We start from the raw sequence: 14,244 nt of genomic DNA, 5'->3' as shown, positions 1-14,244 counted from the left end.
ACGGAGTACCCGGGACGGCGGGACGGCGGGACGGCAGGACGGACGGGTGTGGCCGCGCGGATCAGGCGGCCATGCCCATGGCGCGGCGTCGCTCCTGGGCGGGGCGGCTGCGCCGTCCGCGGGAGGAGTTCTCGCTGCGCCGGGGGCGCTCCGCCTTCGGCGCGGTGATGGTGACCGGAATGCCGGAGGGGGCCTGGGCGCCGGTGATCCGGCTCAGCGCCTCCTCGCCCGAACGGACCTGGGTGGTCTGCGGGACGATGCCCGCGGCCGCCATCAGGCGGGTCATGTCGCGACGCTGGTTCGGCGTGACCAGGGTGACGACGCTGCCGGACTCGCCGGCGCGCGCGGTACGGCCGCCCCGGTGCAGGTAGTCCTTGGGGTCGGTGGGCGGGTCGACGTTCACCACGAGGTCGAGGTTGTCGACGTGGATCCCGCGCGCCGCGACGTTGGTCGCCACCAGCACCGTCACGTGCCCGGTCTTGAACTGGGTCAGGGTCCGGGTGCGCTGGGGCTGCGACTTCCCGCCGTGCAGCGCCGCGGCCCGTACGCCGCTGTTGAGCAGGTGGCTGGTGAGCAGGTCGACGGCGTGCTTGGTGTCCAGGAACATGATCACCCGGCCGTCGCGCGCCGCGATCTCGGTGGTGGCGGCGTGCTTGTCGGAACCGTGGACGTGCAGCACGTGGTGCTCCATCGTGGTGACCGCGCCGGCCGAGGGGTCCACGGAGTGCACGACGGGATCGGTCAGGTAGCGCCGGACCAGCAGGTCGACGTTGCGGTCGAGGGTGGCGGAGAAGAGCATCCGCTGGCCCTCGGGGCGTACCTGGTCGAGCAGGGCGGTGACCTGCGGCATGAAGCCCATGTCGGCCATCTGGTCGGCTTCGTCCAGCACGGTGATCCCGACCTGGTTCAGCCGGCAGTCGCCGCGCTCGATGAGGTCCTTGAGCCGTCCGGGCGTCGCCACGACGACCTCGGCGCCGCCGCGCAGCGCGCCGGCCTGCCGCCCGATGGGCATGCCGCCCACGACGGTGGCCGTACGCAGCTTCATGGCGCGGGCGTAGGGAGCGAGGGCGTCGGTGACCTGCTGGGCCAGCTCGCGGGTGGGAACGAGCACCAGGGCCAGCGGCTGGCGGGGCTCGGCGCGCTGGCCGGCCGTACGGGCCAGCAGCGCGAGGCCGAAGGCGAGGGTCTTGCCGGAGCCGGTGCGCCCCCGGCCCAGTACGTCGCGGCCCGCGAGGGAGTTCGGCAGGGTCGCGGCCTGGATCGGGAACGGTACGGTCACGCCCTCGGTGCCGAGCGCGGCCAGCAGCGGCTCGGGCATGTCGAGGTCGGCGAAGGCCTCGACGGCGGGGAGCGCGGGGGTGATGGTCTTGGGGAGGGCGAATTCGCCCTGGAGGCCGGCGGGGCGGCGGCCGCCGTAGCCGGAGCGGCCGGGGCCGCCGGAGCGGCTCGGGGCCGAGGAGCCGAAACGGCTGCCGCGACCGGAGCCGCCGGAGCCGGCGTAACCGCCGGAGCCCGCGGAGCTGCCCGTACGGGGGCTGCGGGAATAGCGGTCGTTCGTGCGAGTGGTGCGGTTCATGCAGAACCTTCCTCGATGCGGCGCGTATCGAGGAATTCCCGACAGGGGGATTCGCGAGAACGTGCCGAAGAAAAGACGAGGCAGAGCCGTGCCGGAAAGAGCGGGCCGGACTGCCGTGGAGAGAGTGCCGCGCTGCGCGTCGGAGAGCCGGGGGACCGGCGGACGGTATGCGGGGCAGGGGGCGAGGCGGCGCGTCGTGGAGGACACTGCCGCCCGGCCGGACGATGAGGCGGGCCGGCGCTGAGCGCCGTCACCCGCCGCTCACGCGCTCCGTCGGGGACCGACAGGGGGTGTGAGCAGGGGAAAAGCAACGCGCTGAGGCCCGCACCCCAAGGTGCGGGCCTCAGCTGCGTGTACGCGTCAGCGATTAGGCGGGAACGATGTTCTCGGCCTGCGGGCCCTTCTGGCCCTGCGTGACGTCGAAGGTAACCTTCTGGCCTTCCTGAAGCTCACGGAAGCCAGAAGAGGCGATGTTCGAGTAGTGGGCGAACACGTCAGCGCCGCCACCCTCCTGCTCGATGAAGCCGAAGCCCTTTTCCGCGTTGAACCACTTCACGGTGCCAGATGCCATATGAATTCTCCTTTGGGGCAGTGCCCGGATTCGCACTGTGCGAATACCGGCGTCGCTGTGATGATTGCCCCGTCCGGACTGTGCATGTGACTGCGTGCACCGGAAATAAAAAGTGCGCCCACCGAAAAGTCTGGTGAGAGCACTTGTAAGTTTTTGGGAACCACAACTGCAACTGAGATCACAGTAGCACAGGGGGGTCCGGCAGGCGCGGTGACTTTTCCCCCGCGTGCCGTCCGGTCGTGAAATCTCGTGGCGTGTCAGCCGCAATTCTGCACTTGCAGTAACAGATATCTGCGTACGGAAGTCATATAAACGGTCCCGGTGGCTTCAGGAACCGTTGCTCCGGCGGCTCATCTCCTCGTTCAGCTTGAGGGCCTCTTCGAGCTGGTCCTCGAGTGCGACGATCCGGCAGGCCGCTTCCACCGGGGTGCCGCCGTCGACGAGCTCCCGGGCCCGGGCGGCGATGCGCAACTGGTAGCGGGAGTACCGGCGGTGGCCGCCGGTGGAGCGGAGCGGGGTGATCAGGCGGGCCTCGCCGATGGCGCGGAGGAAGGCGGGTGTGGTGCCGAGCATTTCTGCGGCCCGGCCCATCGTGTAGGCGGGGTAGTCGTCGTCGTCGAGGCTGTCGGCGAGCGGGGACTTCTCAGGGGTCACGTCAGAGACGCTAACCGTGATGAGAGACCATGTCTACTCTGACCATGGCAGATTTGCTCCAGGATTTGCATCCGAAGTTCTGTCCCCCGAGAGAGGTATTTTCACGGGCATGACCGCCTGGGCGCTATTCGTGGGAAACAGGCGGAGCCCCCGGCTCGCGCCTGCGGTCGGAGGCCGCTGCGGCCACCATGCGCAGATGTGACGCAGGTCACATGGAATGTCCGGCCGGTTCGCGGCCTCTTCCCTCCCGGCACGCCGTCAAGGAGGAGGAATGCGATGGCCGCGGACGCGGATACGAGCGGAGCCGCGGGCAGGGCCGAGCCGGCCGCGCTCGTGCGCCGCGCCCAGCGCGGCGACCCGATGGCCGTCCAGGGGCTGCTGGACCTGCTGACCCCCTACGTCGGGCGGCTGTGCGGTCCCATCGCCCTGCAGGACGGCCCGGACGCCGCGCAGGAGGCGATGATCGTGATCTTCCGTAACATCGGCCAACTCCGGGAACCGGCCGCCCTGTTCGGGTGGGTACGGGTGATCGCCGTACGGGAGGCGGTCCGGATCGCCCGCGCGGCGGCCCGGGCCGTCCCGGACCCGCTCGACGACGTGCCCGCGCGGGACGATCCGCAGCTCGCCGCCGACGTGCGCGACGTACTGGAACGGCTCTCCCCGGCGCACCGTGCCGTACTGGTCCTGCGGGACCTCGAAGGGCTGGACGAGCATGCCGTCAGCGCACTCCTCGGGGTGCCCGAATCCACCGTGCGGACCCGGCTCTTCCGGGCCCGCCGCACCTTCCGGAAGGCGTGGGAACGTTGAACGACTCCTGGCCGGTCGCCGAACTCGACACCGTCCGCAGGCTACGGGTGATCGCACGCAGCACCCCGGGCACCGGCTTCGCGGAGCACCTGGTCGACGCCCCCTTCGAGCGGGTCTGGGCGCTCGCCTCCGACCTCGAGAACCAGCTGCCCCTGATGATCACCGACATCAGCGCCTTCACCGTGACCTCGGCCGTGGGCGAGCACCTGGAAGCCCGGGCCCGGAGCCCGCTGGGGATGCGGGCGCGCTTCGACGTCGTGCTGCGGCCGGGCTGGTGCCTCATGCGGAGCCGGTTCGTGGTCGGCGGGATGGCCGCGGTGGCGGAGGGGGACGGCACCAGGCTCGCCTTCTTCGGCGGGCTGCGCCTCCCGGGCGTCCGGCATGCCGACCGCCTGCTGCGCCCGCTGATGGCGCCGCTGGGCGCCAGGGCACTCAAGCGGCTCACCGACCAGCTGTGACGGGCCCGGGCCGTGGGCGGCTGGCACTAGGTGCCGATGCGTACCAGCGCGAGCGTGATGTTGTCCGGGCCGCCGGCATCGATCGCGGCCTTCCACAGCTCGAAGGCGGCCCTGCCGTCGTCGTGGACCCGCAGCAGATCCTCGATCTCCTCGTCGGGCACCGGATCGGTCAGGCCGTCGCTGCACACCAGGTAGCGGTCGCCCTCGGACAGAGCGAAGGTCGCCAGGTGGGGCGTGATCGCGTGGTAGCCGCGGCTGCCGCCAAGGGTCTGCGTGACGGCCGACGTGGTGCGGCGCCCGGGCGGCGGCGGTGGGCTGTCGTCCACGCTCACCTGGTGGAGGCCGTCCTGCGCCGCGTGGAACACCTTGCTGTCGCCGACGTTGAACGCCAGCAGCGACTCCGCCAGCACGAGGGCCCCCGCGACGGTGGTCCCCATGGTGGCCAGCTCCGGCCGGCCGTCGGTGGCCGAGTACAGCGAGCGATTGCAGAGGTTCAGCGCGTCACTGACGGCTTGCGCGCCGTCGAGCGTGGGACCGAGCGTGGAGAGCTGGCGGACCACGAGCTCGCTGGCCACTTCTCCGCCCGGCTGCCCGCCGAGCCCGTCGGCGACCGCCACGACGAGCGGCGTGCCGAAGGGGAAGACGAGCGTCTGGGGATTCTGCGTCACGGTCCCGCACAGCGTCCACGGTCCGACGGCGAGGCTGTCCTCGTTGTGCTCGCGGATCAGCCCGACATGGCTCAGAGCGGTCACGGCTATGTACGGCACCTCGACGTCCCGCCTCTCGCTCCGTACGGCAACGGCAGACGTGTCCCTCCCCACCATTGTCGCGCCGCCCCGGCATGCGGGGCGCGGCCTGCCGGAGCACGCTGGTCATGGAGCTGCACGTTCCCGACGGGCAGCCGTGCCAGGAAGGACTGCCGCAGATGTTCGCGAGGCTGAGCACCTACCAGGGTTCACCGGTCCCGCCGGAGGGAGACGTGTCCGCGAATTCGGAGGCGATCGTCCGGCAGGTCCAGGACGTTCCCGGCTTCCGAGGCGTTTACTACCTCGTCAACCGGACGACGGGGGAGGCCAAGTCGCTGACCTTGTGGGAGGACGAGCGGACCATGCGGGACAGCGAGGAACAGGCCGCCCGGATCCGCGAGGAGACCGCGCAGCGGGAGGGCCAGCGGATCGTCTCGGTCGAACGCTTCGAGGTGGGCTTCAGCCATCTGCAGCCGTAGCGCGCGCCTGCGCCGGCGCGGCGCCCCGTGCGTCACCAGCGCCGCCCGAGACGGCTCCTGACACCGGGACCGGGGTGGGCCTGCCGCTCGGCGGGCCCACCCCGGTCGTGTCCGCCACGGCGCCGCCGGACACCCCCTAGTGCTGTGACCGGAAAGGTTCACCGGGTCACGGCCCCCGGCACGGCACCTCGCGGCGTTGTCGGACCGCGCAAGTACGTCCAGTACGAGCCGCGGTCCTCCGCCTTGCGATGCACCGCACCGGACGCCGCGACCCGGCAAACCTTTCCGGCCACAGCACTAGTGGGCCGCCGGCACCGCGGAGTCCGCGGGCAGCTCGGGCGCGGCAGGGCCCACCGGCAGCAGCTCGGTGACCACGAAGGCGACCACGGCCGCCAGGATGATCACCGGCATCATCGCGGTGCTGCCGAGCAGCAGGGCCACCAGCACCACGCTGCTCACCGGCAGCCGCATCGCACTGGTCGCGGTCGCCGCCATGCCCGCCGCCATCGCGGGCACGATGCCGAGGCCGGGCAGGGGCGCGAGGAGGACGCCCGCCACGGCGCCGAGGAAGAGCGCGGGGAAGACCGGGCCGCCCCGCAGGCTGCCGAGGCAGAGCGTGTAGGCGGCGCCCTTGAAGAGCAGGACGGCGATCAGCGCACCGATTCCCCAGGCGTGCGGATCGGAGGCCAGCGCGGCGAGGGAAGCCTGGCCGGACCCGGCGGCCTCGCCGGGCGAGCGGCCGGTGAGCAGCGCGTAGAGGCAGGCGCAGGCCCCGGCGCCCACGGCGCACAGGACGGTCCGTACGAGGGGTCGTGCGGCGACGTACGAGGCGATGAGCCGGGCTCCGGTCAGCATGGGGTGCAGGGCGGCGGCGAGGGCCACGGCGATGACCACGGACCAGCCCACATCGGCGCCGTCCAGGCGGGGGACGGGGACGGACAGGTGCAGCGTCAGGTCGCCGGTCGGCAGCCCGGTCCAGCGTCCGAGGCCCGTGAACACCAGGGCCCCGACCCCGCTGGACAGCAGGGCCGGCAGCATGACCGCGAACAGCTGCGGTCCGCCCACGCCCGCCACCTCGATCAGCAGCACCGCGCCGATCACCGGATTGCCGAAGATCGCGCAGATCGCCGCCGCGGCTCCCGCCGCGCCCACGAGCGCGGTGCTCTGGGGGGTCGCAGGCGCTTGCGCGAGGTCCCGGAACAGCAGGGCCAGCCCGCTGCCCAGGGCGATCAGCGGCGCCTCCGGTCCCAGCACCGCGCCGAACGGCAGACCGGCCGCCGCCGCCAGCATGACCCCGGGCAGTGCGGCCGAGGAGGCGTCGCCCGTCCGCAGGCCGGCTGCCGGGACGTGACCGCCGCCGCCGCGCAGGTGCGTGGCGGCGAGGCCGACTCCGATTCCGGCGACGAGCAGCAGCGGAAGCGGCCACCACCAGGGTGGCGTGGCCCAGCCCATCGCGGCGGGGAGGTCCGCCCACAGCGCGTGTTCCGCCTCGTGCAGCGCGACGAGGAACCAGAAGGCCACGAGGGACACCGGGATGCCGATGAGGGCGCAGAAGCCGAGCAGCTTGAGGTATCCGGGGCTGCGGAGCGCCTGTCGCAGGACGTTCGCTTCCTGCGGCTGCGTTGCGCTGACGGGCGGTTCGGATCGAGGGTGCGACGGCCGCATGGCTCACTTCCTTTCCGCTCCCACGATGATCCGCCTCGGCGGCGTACTTCGCCGCCGGGGGACGCACCCACGGCGCGCAGCGGCGTGACCGGCCGCTCAGGGCTCGTCCGACGCCTCGTCCGACGGCCCCCGCCGGGGCGCGGGAGGCCGGCCTGCGCTTGCGCATCCCGATCCTGACCGCGCCGAGGAGGACCTTGGCGATCACGCCCACCACGATCACGTCGACGACCATCTGTACGGTGGTCAGCGCACGGCCGGTCTGGGTGGCGGGTGTGATGTCGCCGAACCCCACGGTGGCGAACACGGTGACCGTGAAGTACAGGGCGTCCGTCCGGCTCAGCGGCTCCGAGAACGATTCCGGAACCTCCTCGGCGAGCAGGAAGTACGTCGCGGCGAACAGCGTCAGGAACAGCGGTACGGCGGTGGCCAGTGCTTCGAGGGCGCGCAGCCGCGGGTACTGCGCTCGGGTGATGGCGGTGACCTGCCAGGCCACCAGCAGGCCGAAGAGTCCCAGGCCGAGCCCGAGCGTCACGACGGTGAGGACGCCGAACCCGCGGTCCAGGGGCGCCAGGTAGAACAGCGCCGTGAGCAGCACGACCGAGGCCACCGAGCGCAGTACGTGGCCCAGCAGGGCGAGCCGGCGCCGCCTAGTGCTGTGACCGGAAAGGTTCACCGGGTCACGTCGCCCGGCACGGCACCTCGCGGCGTTGTCGGACCGCGCAAGTACGTCCAGTACGAGCCGCGATCCTCCGCCTTGCGATGCACCGCACCGGACACCGCGACCCGGCAAACCTTTCCGGCCACAGCACTAGCTACGGTGCGTTCCACGGCTCGACCGCCCTCGCGTCGGCAGGATCAGCGGGATGGGCGGGATCAGGTGGCGCGCCCGTAGCGCACGCTTCCGGTCCAGATGCGTTCCAGTCGCACTCGGGTGCCCGGGCGCGGCGCGTGCCAGATCCTGTCGTGGCCGGCGTAGATGCCCACGTGGCCCATGGTCGCCCCGCTCGGGAAGAAGACGAGATCGCCCGGCGCGCGATGACTGCGCGGAATGGGGCGGGTGTGCCTGTACTGCTGTCCGGCGGTGCGGGGTAGTCGTCTGCCGGCTTTCCGGAATGCGTAGAGCGTGAGGCCGGAGCAGTCGAAGCGCTTCGGGCCCGTCGCGCCGTAGGCATAGGGGGCGCCCTTCTTGGAGGCGGCCACGGCCACCGCCTTGACGCCGTACGGCACGGCCGCCTCGGCTTCGGCGGCGGTCCCGGCCACTGTGCCCGTGGCCAGGAAGAGCAGGAGGGCGATGGTCGTGGCGAGGGGCATCGGGGTCCAGAGCGGCGTTGTGTGCCGTAGCGGCGCGCCAGAGATATTCAGCGTCATCTAGGTGGCCAACTCCTGTGTGTGGATGGTGGCTTGATTGATGGTCGCGATCACAATGGGACGGTCTCTCTGTCGCCCGGCATATTACGCAGAAACCTGTGGCTGCTTACGGTTCATTCGGCCGGTTTCTATGCATTCCACCTTTCGCAGGGATGGAAATAGAATAATGAGCTGAAGCGCATAGCCGTATGTTCATGGCGAAGGCCCAGGTCGTCGACCTGGGCCTCATCGGAATCCTGGGAATCAGCGGGCGCTGTCGGGCGGGCTGGTCGCGGCGCGGCGGAATTCGGCGTTGATGCGCTGGGCCTCTTCCAGCTGGTCCTCGAGGATGACGATGCGGCATGCGGCCTCGATCGGGGTGCCCTGGTCGACGAGTTGCCGGGCGCGGGCCGCGATCTGCAGCTGGTAACGGGAGTACCGGCGGTGCCCGCCCTCGGAGCGGAGCGGGGTGATCAAGCGGGCCTCGCCGATGGCGCGGAGGAAGCCGGGGGTCGTGCCGAGCAGTTCGGCGGCCCGGCCCATCGTGTAGGCGGGGTAGTCATCGTCGTCCAGTCGGCCGACGAGCGAGTCATCCGCTGTCATTTGCACCTCTTCTTGGGAACGCGTCGAGGGGCCTTGGTGCCGTACGGCACCAAGGCCCCGAAGGAAATTCAACACCATCTGTCGGCCCTAGTGCGCCGACCTTCTGTTTCCGCGGCCTCGCCCTGGAGAAGGGCGGGAGTGCGGGGATCGCGTATGCGTGACCGGGGACCACCTTCCGTTCCGGGGTCTTGCGGTACCCGGGCCGAATGCTGCCGCCCGGGCGATCCTGATGGCGTCTGCCTCCTCCGTTCTTCTCTGGATCGGCTGGATCAATCACTTGCCTACTGCACTGCTGGTACAGCTGCCCGGCAGTTCGTCTCTGCCGGGCCTTTTGACTTTGGCTACGTGAGAAACCATAACGATGCCAGGACCCAATGTCTACTTCGGCGAGCGCAGATTTTTTCGTGTCCCGCGCTGAGGCAATCCGCCCTGGACGGCAACGGCACGGGTCCTCCGGCCGGGCGCGGGGTGTCACCGTCACGCGCGGGGCGGTGGATCGTTGGCCCGGCATGACTGACTTCGCGGTGCAGATTTCGGCGGACTGGCTCGCCCGGGTGTTCCTCTCGCTGCGGCGCGGCAGCTCCGACGATGCCCACGCCCTGGCCGCCGAACTGCAGCCGTTCACCGAGAGGCCGGGCCAGCGGGTGCCGGTGCCCAGGGCGACGGTCCTGCGTACCGAGCTGGCCCTGCGCGGGGAAATGCGGCACGTGGACGAAGGCGAGCGGCTCCAGAGGCTCTCGGAGGAGGCCGAGTACCTGATCAAGGCACGCCTGGATCAGTAGCGGCCCCGGTCCGGGCGGCCCCCGGTCCGGGCCCGGAGGCGGATCACGTTCACACGTGGTGCAGGCCGGCCTGCCGCCGGTGGAACGGGCGGCCGTCGATGGTGGCGGTTGCGGCGGTCGGCCGGTTCAGACCGAGGATCATGCGCAGGGTGGTGCTCTTCCCGGCGCCGTTCGGGCCGAGGAATCCGGTCACGGTCCCGGGCCGCACCGTGAAACTGAGGTCGTTGACGGCGAGGACGTCGCCGTAGCGCTTGGTCAGTCCGTTGACTTCGATCACCGGTGCCGCGCGCCGGGGGCGGGCGGCCACGCCTCCCTGCGGGCCGGAGCGAGCGGCTTCCTCGTCAAGGACATGGACCTGGACGGGTTCCTCACCGCCATCCGCGTGATGGCCGCCGCGGACTGTCCAACGCCGCCATAAGCTTGCGCATCACCCGGCACTTGGGCGTGCACGGGTCCCGGCGCCGCCGCCGGAGCCGGGCAACGATGCGGGTCCCGGCGTCCGCAGAGCCCCCGGCGGGGCCCCGCGGCGGAGTGACACCAAGGTGCCAGACCCCATGCTGCCAGCCACATCCCTTGGGCCCGCCCCGACTCCTCATGCAGGATCACCGCAAGGGGAAATCGGGCCGGAACACAAAATGATCCGGCCGAATACCGGTTAGTGAACCATGGGGGAAGCTCCACATGAAGTGTGTCAGGAATGCCGTTGCCGTCTTTGTCGCGCTCATCGCCGTCGCGTTCGGGGCGGTCGAATTCGGAGCCGGTGACACGGTGAACTCCGCGTCGGCCGAGACCACGGCCGATGCGGTCATCGTTCCTCTGAGCAGCCTCAACTGGGACTGATCCGGCGCATCGCGCGAAGGACGTAGGGAGAAGCAAATGAATGTCTTGGTGTGCCGATGGGACCGGGTCACGCTGGAGGCCGTCCTCGACCGGGGCGCCTCGGTGACCCTGGTGTTCGACGAGTGGGAGGCCGCCAACCGGGGGATCGACCAGAAGTTGCTGGACCGGGTCGACCGCCACTACGTGATCCGCAGCTTCGACGCCCTCGACGAGCTGGCGCAGCTGGCCGTGGACATCCGCTCCAGCGGTGTGAAGATCGACCGGCTGCTCAGCCTGTCCGAGTTCAGCCAGTTCGGTGCCGCCTACCTGGCACAGCTGCTGGGCCTGGCGCTGCCCGCCGTCGAGACCTCCGTGCTCATGCGGGACAAGCGGGCGATGAAGGACCGCGTCCAGCAGGCCGGCATCCGCTGCGCCCGCTACGTCTCCCTCTCCACCCGGGACATCGAGGGATCGGTGCGGCAGGTCGAGCAGGAGCTCGGGTTCCCGGTCATCGTGAAGCCGGCCGCGGGCCTCGGCTCGGTCGACACCTTCAAGGCCGAGGACGCGGCGCAGCTCACCGCAGCCCTGCGGGAGGCGGGCCGTGAGGCCACGGTCAAGTTCCTGATGGCCGAACAGGTCCTGGACGGCGACGAGTACCACGTGGACGCGGTCTGGGCGGACGGGAAGGCGCGGGTCTTCGGCGTCAGCCGGTACCTGCGTCCGCGGATGACGGTCACGACGCCGGGCCACGACAACGGCTCGATCCTCCTTCCCCGCGACCGCGAGGCCGCGCTGTACGAGGAGATCGAGCAGCTGCACGAGCGCGTCAACACCGCCTTCGGCATCACCGACGAGATCACCCACCTGGAGATCTTCCGGCGAGCGGACGGCGAGCTGTGGTTCTCCGAGATGGCCACCCGCTTCGCCGGCGGCGCCATCCCGGAGAGCTTCGGGCCGCAGGGCGCCGACCTGCGGGAGCTGTGGATCGCCGCGGCCCTGGGCGGGCCCGGCGAGGAACTGCCCGCGCAGACGCCGCCGTACCCCTACGTCGGGTGGATCAACCTCGCGCCGGCCGGGACCGGACGGATCCTGGAGGACCCGTCCGACGAGCTCATCTCCCGCTTCCCGTATGTGCTCAAGACGGTCCGCAGCCGCCCGGTCGGCTCCGAGATCGGCGAGCTGCACCCCTCGGTCTGGTGCACGCTGCTGGTCCTCGGCGCGGACAGCGAGGCCCAGTTCCGCGAGCGGGCCGCGGAGCTGGAGGCGGCGCTGCTGCCGGCCTACGTGATGGGGCAGTGAGCCGGTGAGCACGGCACCGCTCGGCTTCGGCCGGCACTTCACGGAGCACATGGCGGTCGCGCGGTGGACCCACGGGGCGGGATGGTCCCGGGTGGAGCTGACCGAGCACGGTCCGCTGGCCCTGTCCCCCGCCGCGATGGCCCTGCACTACGGCCAGGCGATCTTCGAGGGGCTCAAGGCCTATCCGCAGCCGGACGGCTCGCTCGCCCTGTTCCGGCCCGGGGTCAACGCGGAGCGCTTCAACAGCAGCGCCGCTCGTCTGGCCATGCCCGAACTGCCCGAGGAGCTGTTCGTCGAGGCGTGCGAGACGGTGGTCCGGGCGGACGCCGACCAGGTGCCGCGCGGGCCCGGGCAGAGCCTGTACCTGCGCCCGTTCATGATCGCGGTGGAGCCCTCGCTGGGCGTCAGGCCGGCGCTGGAGTACCTGTTCGCGGTCATCGCCTCTCCCGTCGACCACTTCTTCGCCGACGGCTACCAGGCCATTGAGGTGTGGTGCGCGAGCGACCAGATCCGTGCCGCCCGCGGCGGCACGGGCGCGGCCAAGTGCGCCGGCAACTACGCGGGCAGCCTGGCCGCCAAGGCCGAGGCCGTGGCCCAGGGCTGCCACGAGGTGCTGTGGCTGGACGCGGAGGAGCGCCGCTGGGTGGAGGAGCTGGGCGCGATGAACTTCTTCTGCGTGACCCAGGACGACGACGGCGCTCCGCTCCTGGTCACCCCGGAGCTCTCGGGGACGATCCTGGCCGGCAACACCCGGGACAGCCTGCTGCGCATCGCGCCGGACCTGGGTGTGCGGATCGCGGAGCGGCCCGTCGCTCTGGCCGAGTTGACGGGCGGCGACGGCAGGGTCACGGAGGCGTTCGCCTGCGGCACGGCCGCGTCGGTGGTGCCCATCGGCGCGGTGACCACGGCGGACGGGCGTGTCCCGATCGGCGACGGGCGCCCGGGGAAGATCACCACGATGCTGCGGGACGAGCTGGCCGCCATCCAGTACGGCCTCCAGCCGGACCCCCATGGCTGGATGCTGCCGGTTCCGGTACACCCGGCGGCCGTTGCGGCACCGGCCGGCTGAACGCGAGGGCGCGAGGCGGCGAGGCGGCGAGGCCGCGGGTCCGCGAGGCCGCGAGGCCGCGGGTCCGCGGGTCCGCGGGTCCGCGAGGCCGCGGGCCCGTGCGGTGCTGGTCCCCCGATCACGGGGTCCGGCGCCGTCGGCCTTCGCTCACAGCCAGCCGCACTCCACGGCGCGCACTCCGGCCTCGAAGCGGCTTCGCGCCTCCAGCCGGGTCATGAGGTCCGCCATGATCCGGCGGACGCTGCGCAGGGAGAGGCCCAGCCGCTTGCCCGCCGCCTCGTCGGTCAGCCCGGAGGCCAGGATGCGCAGCAGCTCGCGCTCCTGCGCGGTGAGGCCCTGGTCGTCGCGCTGCCCCGAGGTGCCGAGCGGGAGTGCCGATTCCCACAGCCGCTCGAAGAGGGCGATCAGGGCGGCGATCACGCTCGCCTCGCGCATCAGCACCGCTCCGGCGCGGCTGTCCTTGGGGTCGATGGGCAGGACGGCCGTCTTGCGGTCGATCACGATGATGCGCATCGGCAGGGTGGGCACCGTGCGGATCTCACCGCCGAGGCCGGTGAGCCAGACCGCGTACTGCTGGGTGGCGGGATGGTTGCGGACGCTGTCCAGGTAGAGGGTGCGCAGCGACACCCCGCGGGCCAGCACCTCGCTGTCCAGCTTCTGGCTGGCCTCCAGGCTCTCGGGTGACAGCCCGGCCTTGGGGATCAGCGCGAGGATCTCCGACTGCACGTCCTTGGAGAGCTCGGCGATGCGGTTCCTGGTCGAGTCGAGGCTGCGCAGGTACTCGATCTCGCCGGTCTCGCGGGCGCCCTGGGCGGCCTCCTGCTCCCGCATCAGGTTCATCATCGCCGTGCGGGCCTGCTGCAGCTCGTGCTGCTCCTTGAGGAGCGCGGCCTCCCGCTGCGCGATGAGCGCGCCGAGGCCCAGGTTCGGCTGTATCGCGACCATGCGGCCGGGGTTCTCATAGGACGGCCAGAGCAGGCCCAGCTCCGCCAGCTCGGCGCGGCTCGCCTGGACGGCCTCCTCGGTGCTGCCGAGTTCCGCGGCCAGTTCGGGCGTGTCCCACTCGGGACGCCGGAGCAGCAGCTGGTACGTCGACTCCGCGAGCCGGGTCAGGCCGAGGCAGTCGAGTACCGGTTCCGCAGAATCCACCGAATCTGCCGAATCCGTCGAATCTGCCACATCCGCTGAATCCGACGCATCGCCCCCGAGGCGCTCCAAGATCATTCGCATCTCTTTCTTCAGCCCCGGGAGGTCGATTCGGGGCGTCGCACCGCCGAGGACTGTAGCCCGCAGGTGCCCGCGCTGTCCAAGATCCTCACGGAGTGTGATCATCCCTGATCGGAAGGGTAGGGATGCGTGTGAGGTGACA

Annotated in this window: 15 protein-coding genes and 2 pseudogenes; 7 read left to right on the top strand and 10 right to left on the bottom strand. The window is 71.2% G+C overall.

The window, feature by feature from the left end; genetic code table 11:
• Positions 1-61: 61 nt before the first annotated feature.
• The 3 genes from ACZ4TV_RS24265 to ACZ4TV_RS24255 all read right to left on the bottom strand — a co-directional run bounded on the left by ACZ4TV_RS24265 (position 62) and on the right by ACZ4TV_RS24255 (position 2,801).
• Positions 62-1,576, bottom strand: a complete 1,515-nt coding sequence (locus tag ACZ4TV_RS24265; RefSeq protein ID WP_468136911.1) for a DEAD/DEAH box helicase — start codon at positions 1,574-1,576, stop codon at positions 62-64.
• Positions 1,577-1,943: 367 nt separating this feature from the next.
• Positions 1,944-2,147 carry a cold-shock protein gene (locus ACZ4TV_RS24260; RefSeq protein ID WP_030011983.1) on the bottom strand — a complete coding sequence of 68 codons (204 nt, stop codon included), beginning with the start codon at positions 2,145-2,147 and terminating at the stop codon, positions 1,944-1,946.
• A gap of 327 nt (positions 2,148-2,474) precedes the next feature.
• Positions 2,475-2,801 (bottom strand): helix-turn-helix domain-containing protein, encoded by a 327-nt coding sequence (locus ACZ4TV_RS24255; RefSeq protein ID WP_468136910.1) that lies wholly within the window; start codon positions 2,799-2,801, stop codon positions 2,475-2,477.
• Between the two features lie 276 nt (positions 2,802-3,077).
• Here ACZ4TV_RS24255 and ACZ4TV_RS24250 point away from each other — a divergent pair, with 276 nt between their 5' ends.
• Together ACZ4TV_RS24250 and ACZ4TV_RS24245 are read left to right on the top strand one after the other, a co-directional pair.
• Positions 3,078-3,608, top strand: coding sequence for an RNA polymerase sigma factor (locus tag ACZ4TV_RS24250; protein ID WP_468136908.1), 531 nt, complete (start codon positions 3,078-3,080; stop codon positions 3,606-3,608).
• Complete coding sequence (locus ACZ4TV_RS24245) at positions 3,596-4,066, top strand: hypothetical protein (protein ID WP_468136906.1); 471 nt, start codon at positions 3,596-3,598, stop codon at positions 4,064-4,066. The genes ACZ4TV_RS24250 and ACZ4TV_RS24245 overlap by 13 nt, the downstream gene beginning before the upstream one ends.
• Positions 4,067-4,092: 26 nt before the next feature.
• On the opposite strand, the gene ACZ4TV_RS24240 is transcribed toward ACZ4TV_RS24245, so the two are convergent.
• On the bottom strand, positions 4,093-4,833 hold the full coding sequence (locus tag ACZ4TV_RS24240) for a PP2C family protein-serine/threonine phosphatase (RefSeq protein ID WP_468136904.1): 741 nt from the start codon (positions 4,831-4,833) through the stop codon (positions 4,093-4,095).
• A gap of 107 nt (positions 4,834-4,940) precedes the next feature.
• Here ACZ4TV_RS24240 and ACZ4TV_RS24235 point away from each other — a divergent pair, with 107 nt between their 5' ends.
• A complete protein-coding gene (locus ACZ4TV_RS24235) occupies positions 4,941-5,291 on the top strand; it encodes a hypothetical protein (protein ID WP_468136902.1) in 351 nt (116 codons plus the stop codon).
• Positions 5,292-5,588: 297 nt separating this feature from the next.
• Here ACZ4TV_RS24235 and ACZ4TV_RS24230 read toward each other — a convergent pair whose 3' ends face one another.
• From ACZ4TV_RS24230 to ACZ4TV_RS24215, 4 genes and pseudogenes are all read right to left on the bottom strand, one after another.
• Positions 5,589-6,956: a chloride channel protein gene (locus ACZ4TV_RS24230; protein WP_468136901.1), complete on the bottom strand. Its 1,368-nt coding sequence runs from the start codon at positions 6,954-6,956 to the stop codon at positions 5,589-5,591.
• A gap of 196 nt (positions 6,957-7,152) precedes the next feature.
• A pseudogene (locus tag ACZ4TV_RS24225) lies at positions 7,153-7,449 on the bottom strand (potassium channel family protein); the annotation flags it as partial.
• Positions 7,450-7,829: 380 nt separating this feature from the next.
• Entirely contained in the window at positions 7,830-8,267 is a 438-nt protein-coding gene (locus ACZ4TV_RS24220) for a C40 family peptidase (RefSeq protein WP_468136900.1), read from the bottom strand.
• A 300-nt stretch (positions 8,268-8,567) separates the two neighbouring features.
• The gene (locus ACZ4TV_RS24215; protein ID WP_468136899.1) at positions 8,568-8,906 is read right to left on the bottom strand and encodes a MerR family transcriptional regulator; all 339 of its coding nucleotides are present in this window, start codon (positions 8,904-8,906) and stop codon (positions 8,568-8,570) included.
• Between the two features lie 509 nt (positions 8,907-9,415).
• Here ACZ4TV_RS24215 and ACZ4TV_RS24210 point away from each other — a divergent pair.
• The gene (locus tag ACZ4TV_RS24210; protein ID WP_468136898.1) at positions 9,416-9,688 is read left to right on the top strand and encodes a hypothetical protein; all 273 of its coding nucleotides are present in this window, start codon (positions 9,416-9,418) and stop codon (positions 9,686-9,688) included.
• Between the two features lie 52 nt (positions 9,689-9,740).
• On the opposite strand, the pseudogene ACZ4TV_RS24205 reads toward ACZ4TV_RS24210, so the two are convergent.
• Positions 9,741-9,965 (bottom strand): annotated as a pseudogene (locus tag ACZ4TV_RS24205) (ATP-binding cassette domain-containing protein); the annotation flags it as partial.
• A 404-nt stretch (positions 9,966-10,369) separates the two neighbouring features.
• On the opposite strand from ACZ4TV_RS24205, the gene ACZ4TV_RS24200 reads away from it, so the two are divergent.
• Genes ACZ4TV_RS24200 through ACZ4TV_RS24190 form a run of 3 tightly spaced genes read left to right on the top strand, consistent with a single transcriptional unit; the run spans position 10,370 to position 12,875 of the window.
• A complete protein-coding gene (locus ACZ4TV_RS24200; protein ID WP_468136897.1) occupies positions 10,370-10,528 on the top strand; it encodes a hypothetical protein in 159 nt (52 codons plus the stop codon).
• A 36-nt stretch (positions 10,529-10,564) separates the two neighbouring features.
• Positions 10,565-11,806, top strand: a complete 1,242-nt coding sequence (locus tag ACZ4TV_RS24195; protein WP_468136895.1) for an ATP-grasp domain-containing protein — start codon at positions 10,565-10,567, stop codon at positions 11,804-11,806.
• Positions 11,807-11,810: 4 nt separating this feature from the next.
• Entirely contained in the window at positions 11,811-12,875 is a 1,065-nt protein-coding gene (locus ACZ4TV_RS24190; protein ID WP_468136894.1) for a branched-chain amino acid aminotransferase, read from the top strand.
• 147 nt (positions 12,876-13,022) lie between these two features.
• Here the strand turns inward: ACZ4TV_RS24190 and ACZ4TV_RS24185 are convergent, their stop codons facing one another.
• Entirely contained in the window at positions 13,023-14,024 is a 1,002-nt protein-coding gene (locus ACZ4TV_RS24185) for a LuxR C-terminal-related transcriptional regulator (protein ID WP_468136892.1), read from the bottom strand.
• Positions 14,025-14,244: the final 220 nt, after the last annotated feature.

This window comes from Streptomyces sp. NPDC028910 (genome assembly GCF_055564955.1).
This window is presented reverse-complemented; position numbering and strand designations above follow the sequence as displayed.

Excerpts from the sequence above, each read along its gene's own strand:
- ACZ4TV_RS24195 (WP_468136895.1), top strand. The coding sequence starts at position 10,565 with ATGAATGTCTTGGTGTGCCGATGGGACCGGGTCACGCTGGAGGCCGTC.
- ACZ4TV_RS24265 (WP_468136911.1), bottom strand. The coding sequence starts at position 1,576 with ATGAACCGCACCACTCGCACGAACGACCGCTATTCCCGCAGCCCCCGT.
- ACZ4TV_RS24230 (WP_468136901.1), bottom strand. The coding sequence starts at position 6,956 with ATGCGGCCGTCGCACCCTCGATCCGAACCGCCCGTCAGCGCAACGCAG.
- ACZ4TV_RS24210 (WP_468136898.1), top strand. The coding sequence starts at position 9,416 with ATGACTGACTTCGCGGTGCAGATTTCGGCGGACTGGCTCGCCCGGGTG.
- ACZ4TV_RS24260 (WP_030011983.1), bottom strand. The coding sequence starts at position 2,147 with ATGGCATCTGGCACCGTGAAGTGGTTCAACGCGGAAAAGGGCTTCGGC.
- ACZ4TV_RS24250 (WP_468136908.1), top strand. The coding sequence starts at position 3,078 with ATGGCCGCGGACGCGGATACGAGCGGAGCCGCGGGCAGGGCCGAGCCG.
- ACZ4TV_RS24215 (WP_468136899.1), bottom strand. The coding sequence starts at position 8,906 with ATGACAGCGGATGACTCGCTCGTCGGCCGACTGGACGACGATGACTAC.
- ACZ4TV_RS24200 (WP_468136897.1), top strand. The coding sequence starts at position 10,370 with ATGAAGTGTGTCAGGAATGCCGTTGCCGTCTTTGTCGCGCTCATCGCC.
- ACZ4TV_RS24220 (WP_468136900.1), bottom strand. The coding sequence starts at position 8,267 with ATGCCCCTCGCCACGACCATCGCCCTCCTGCTCTTCCTGGCCACGGGC.
- ACZ4TV_RS24235 (WP_468136902.1), top strand. The coding sequence starts at position 4,941 with ATGGAGCTGCACGTTCCCGACGGGCAGCCGTGCCAGGAAGGACTGCCG.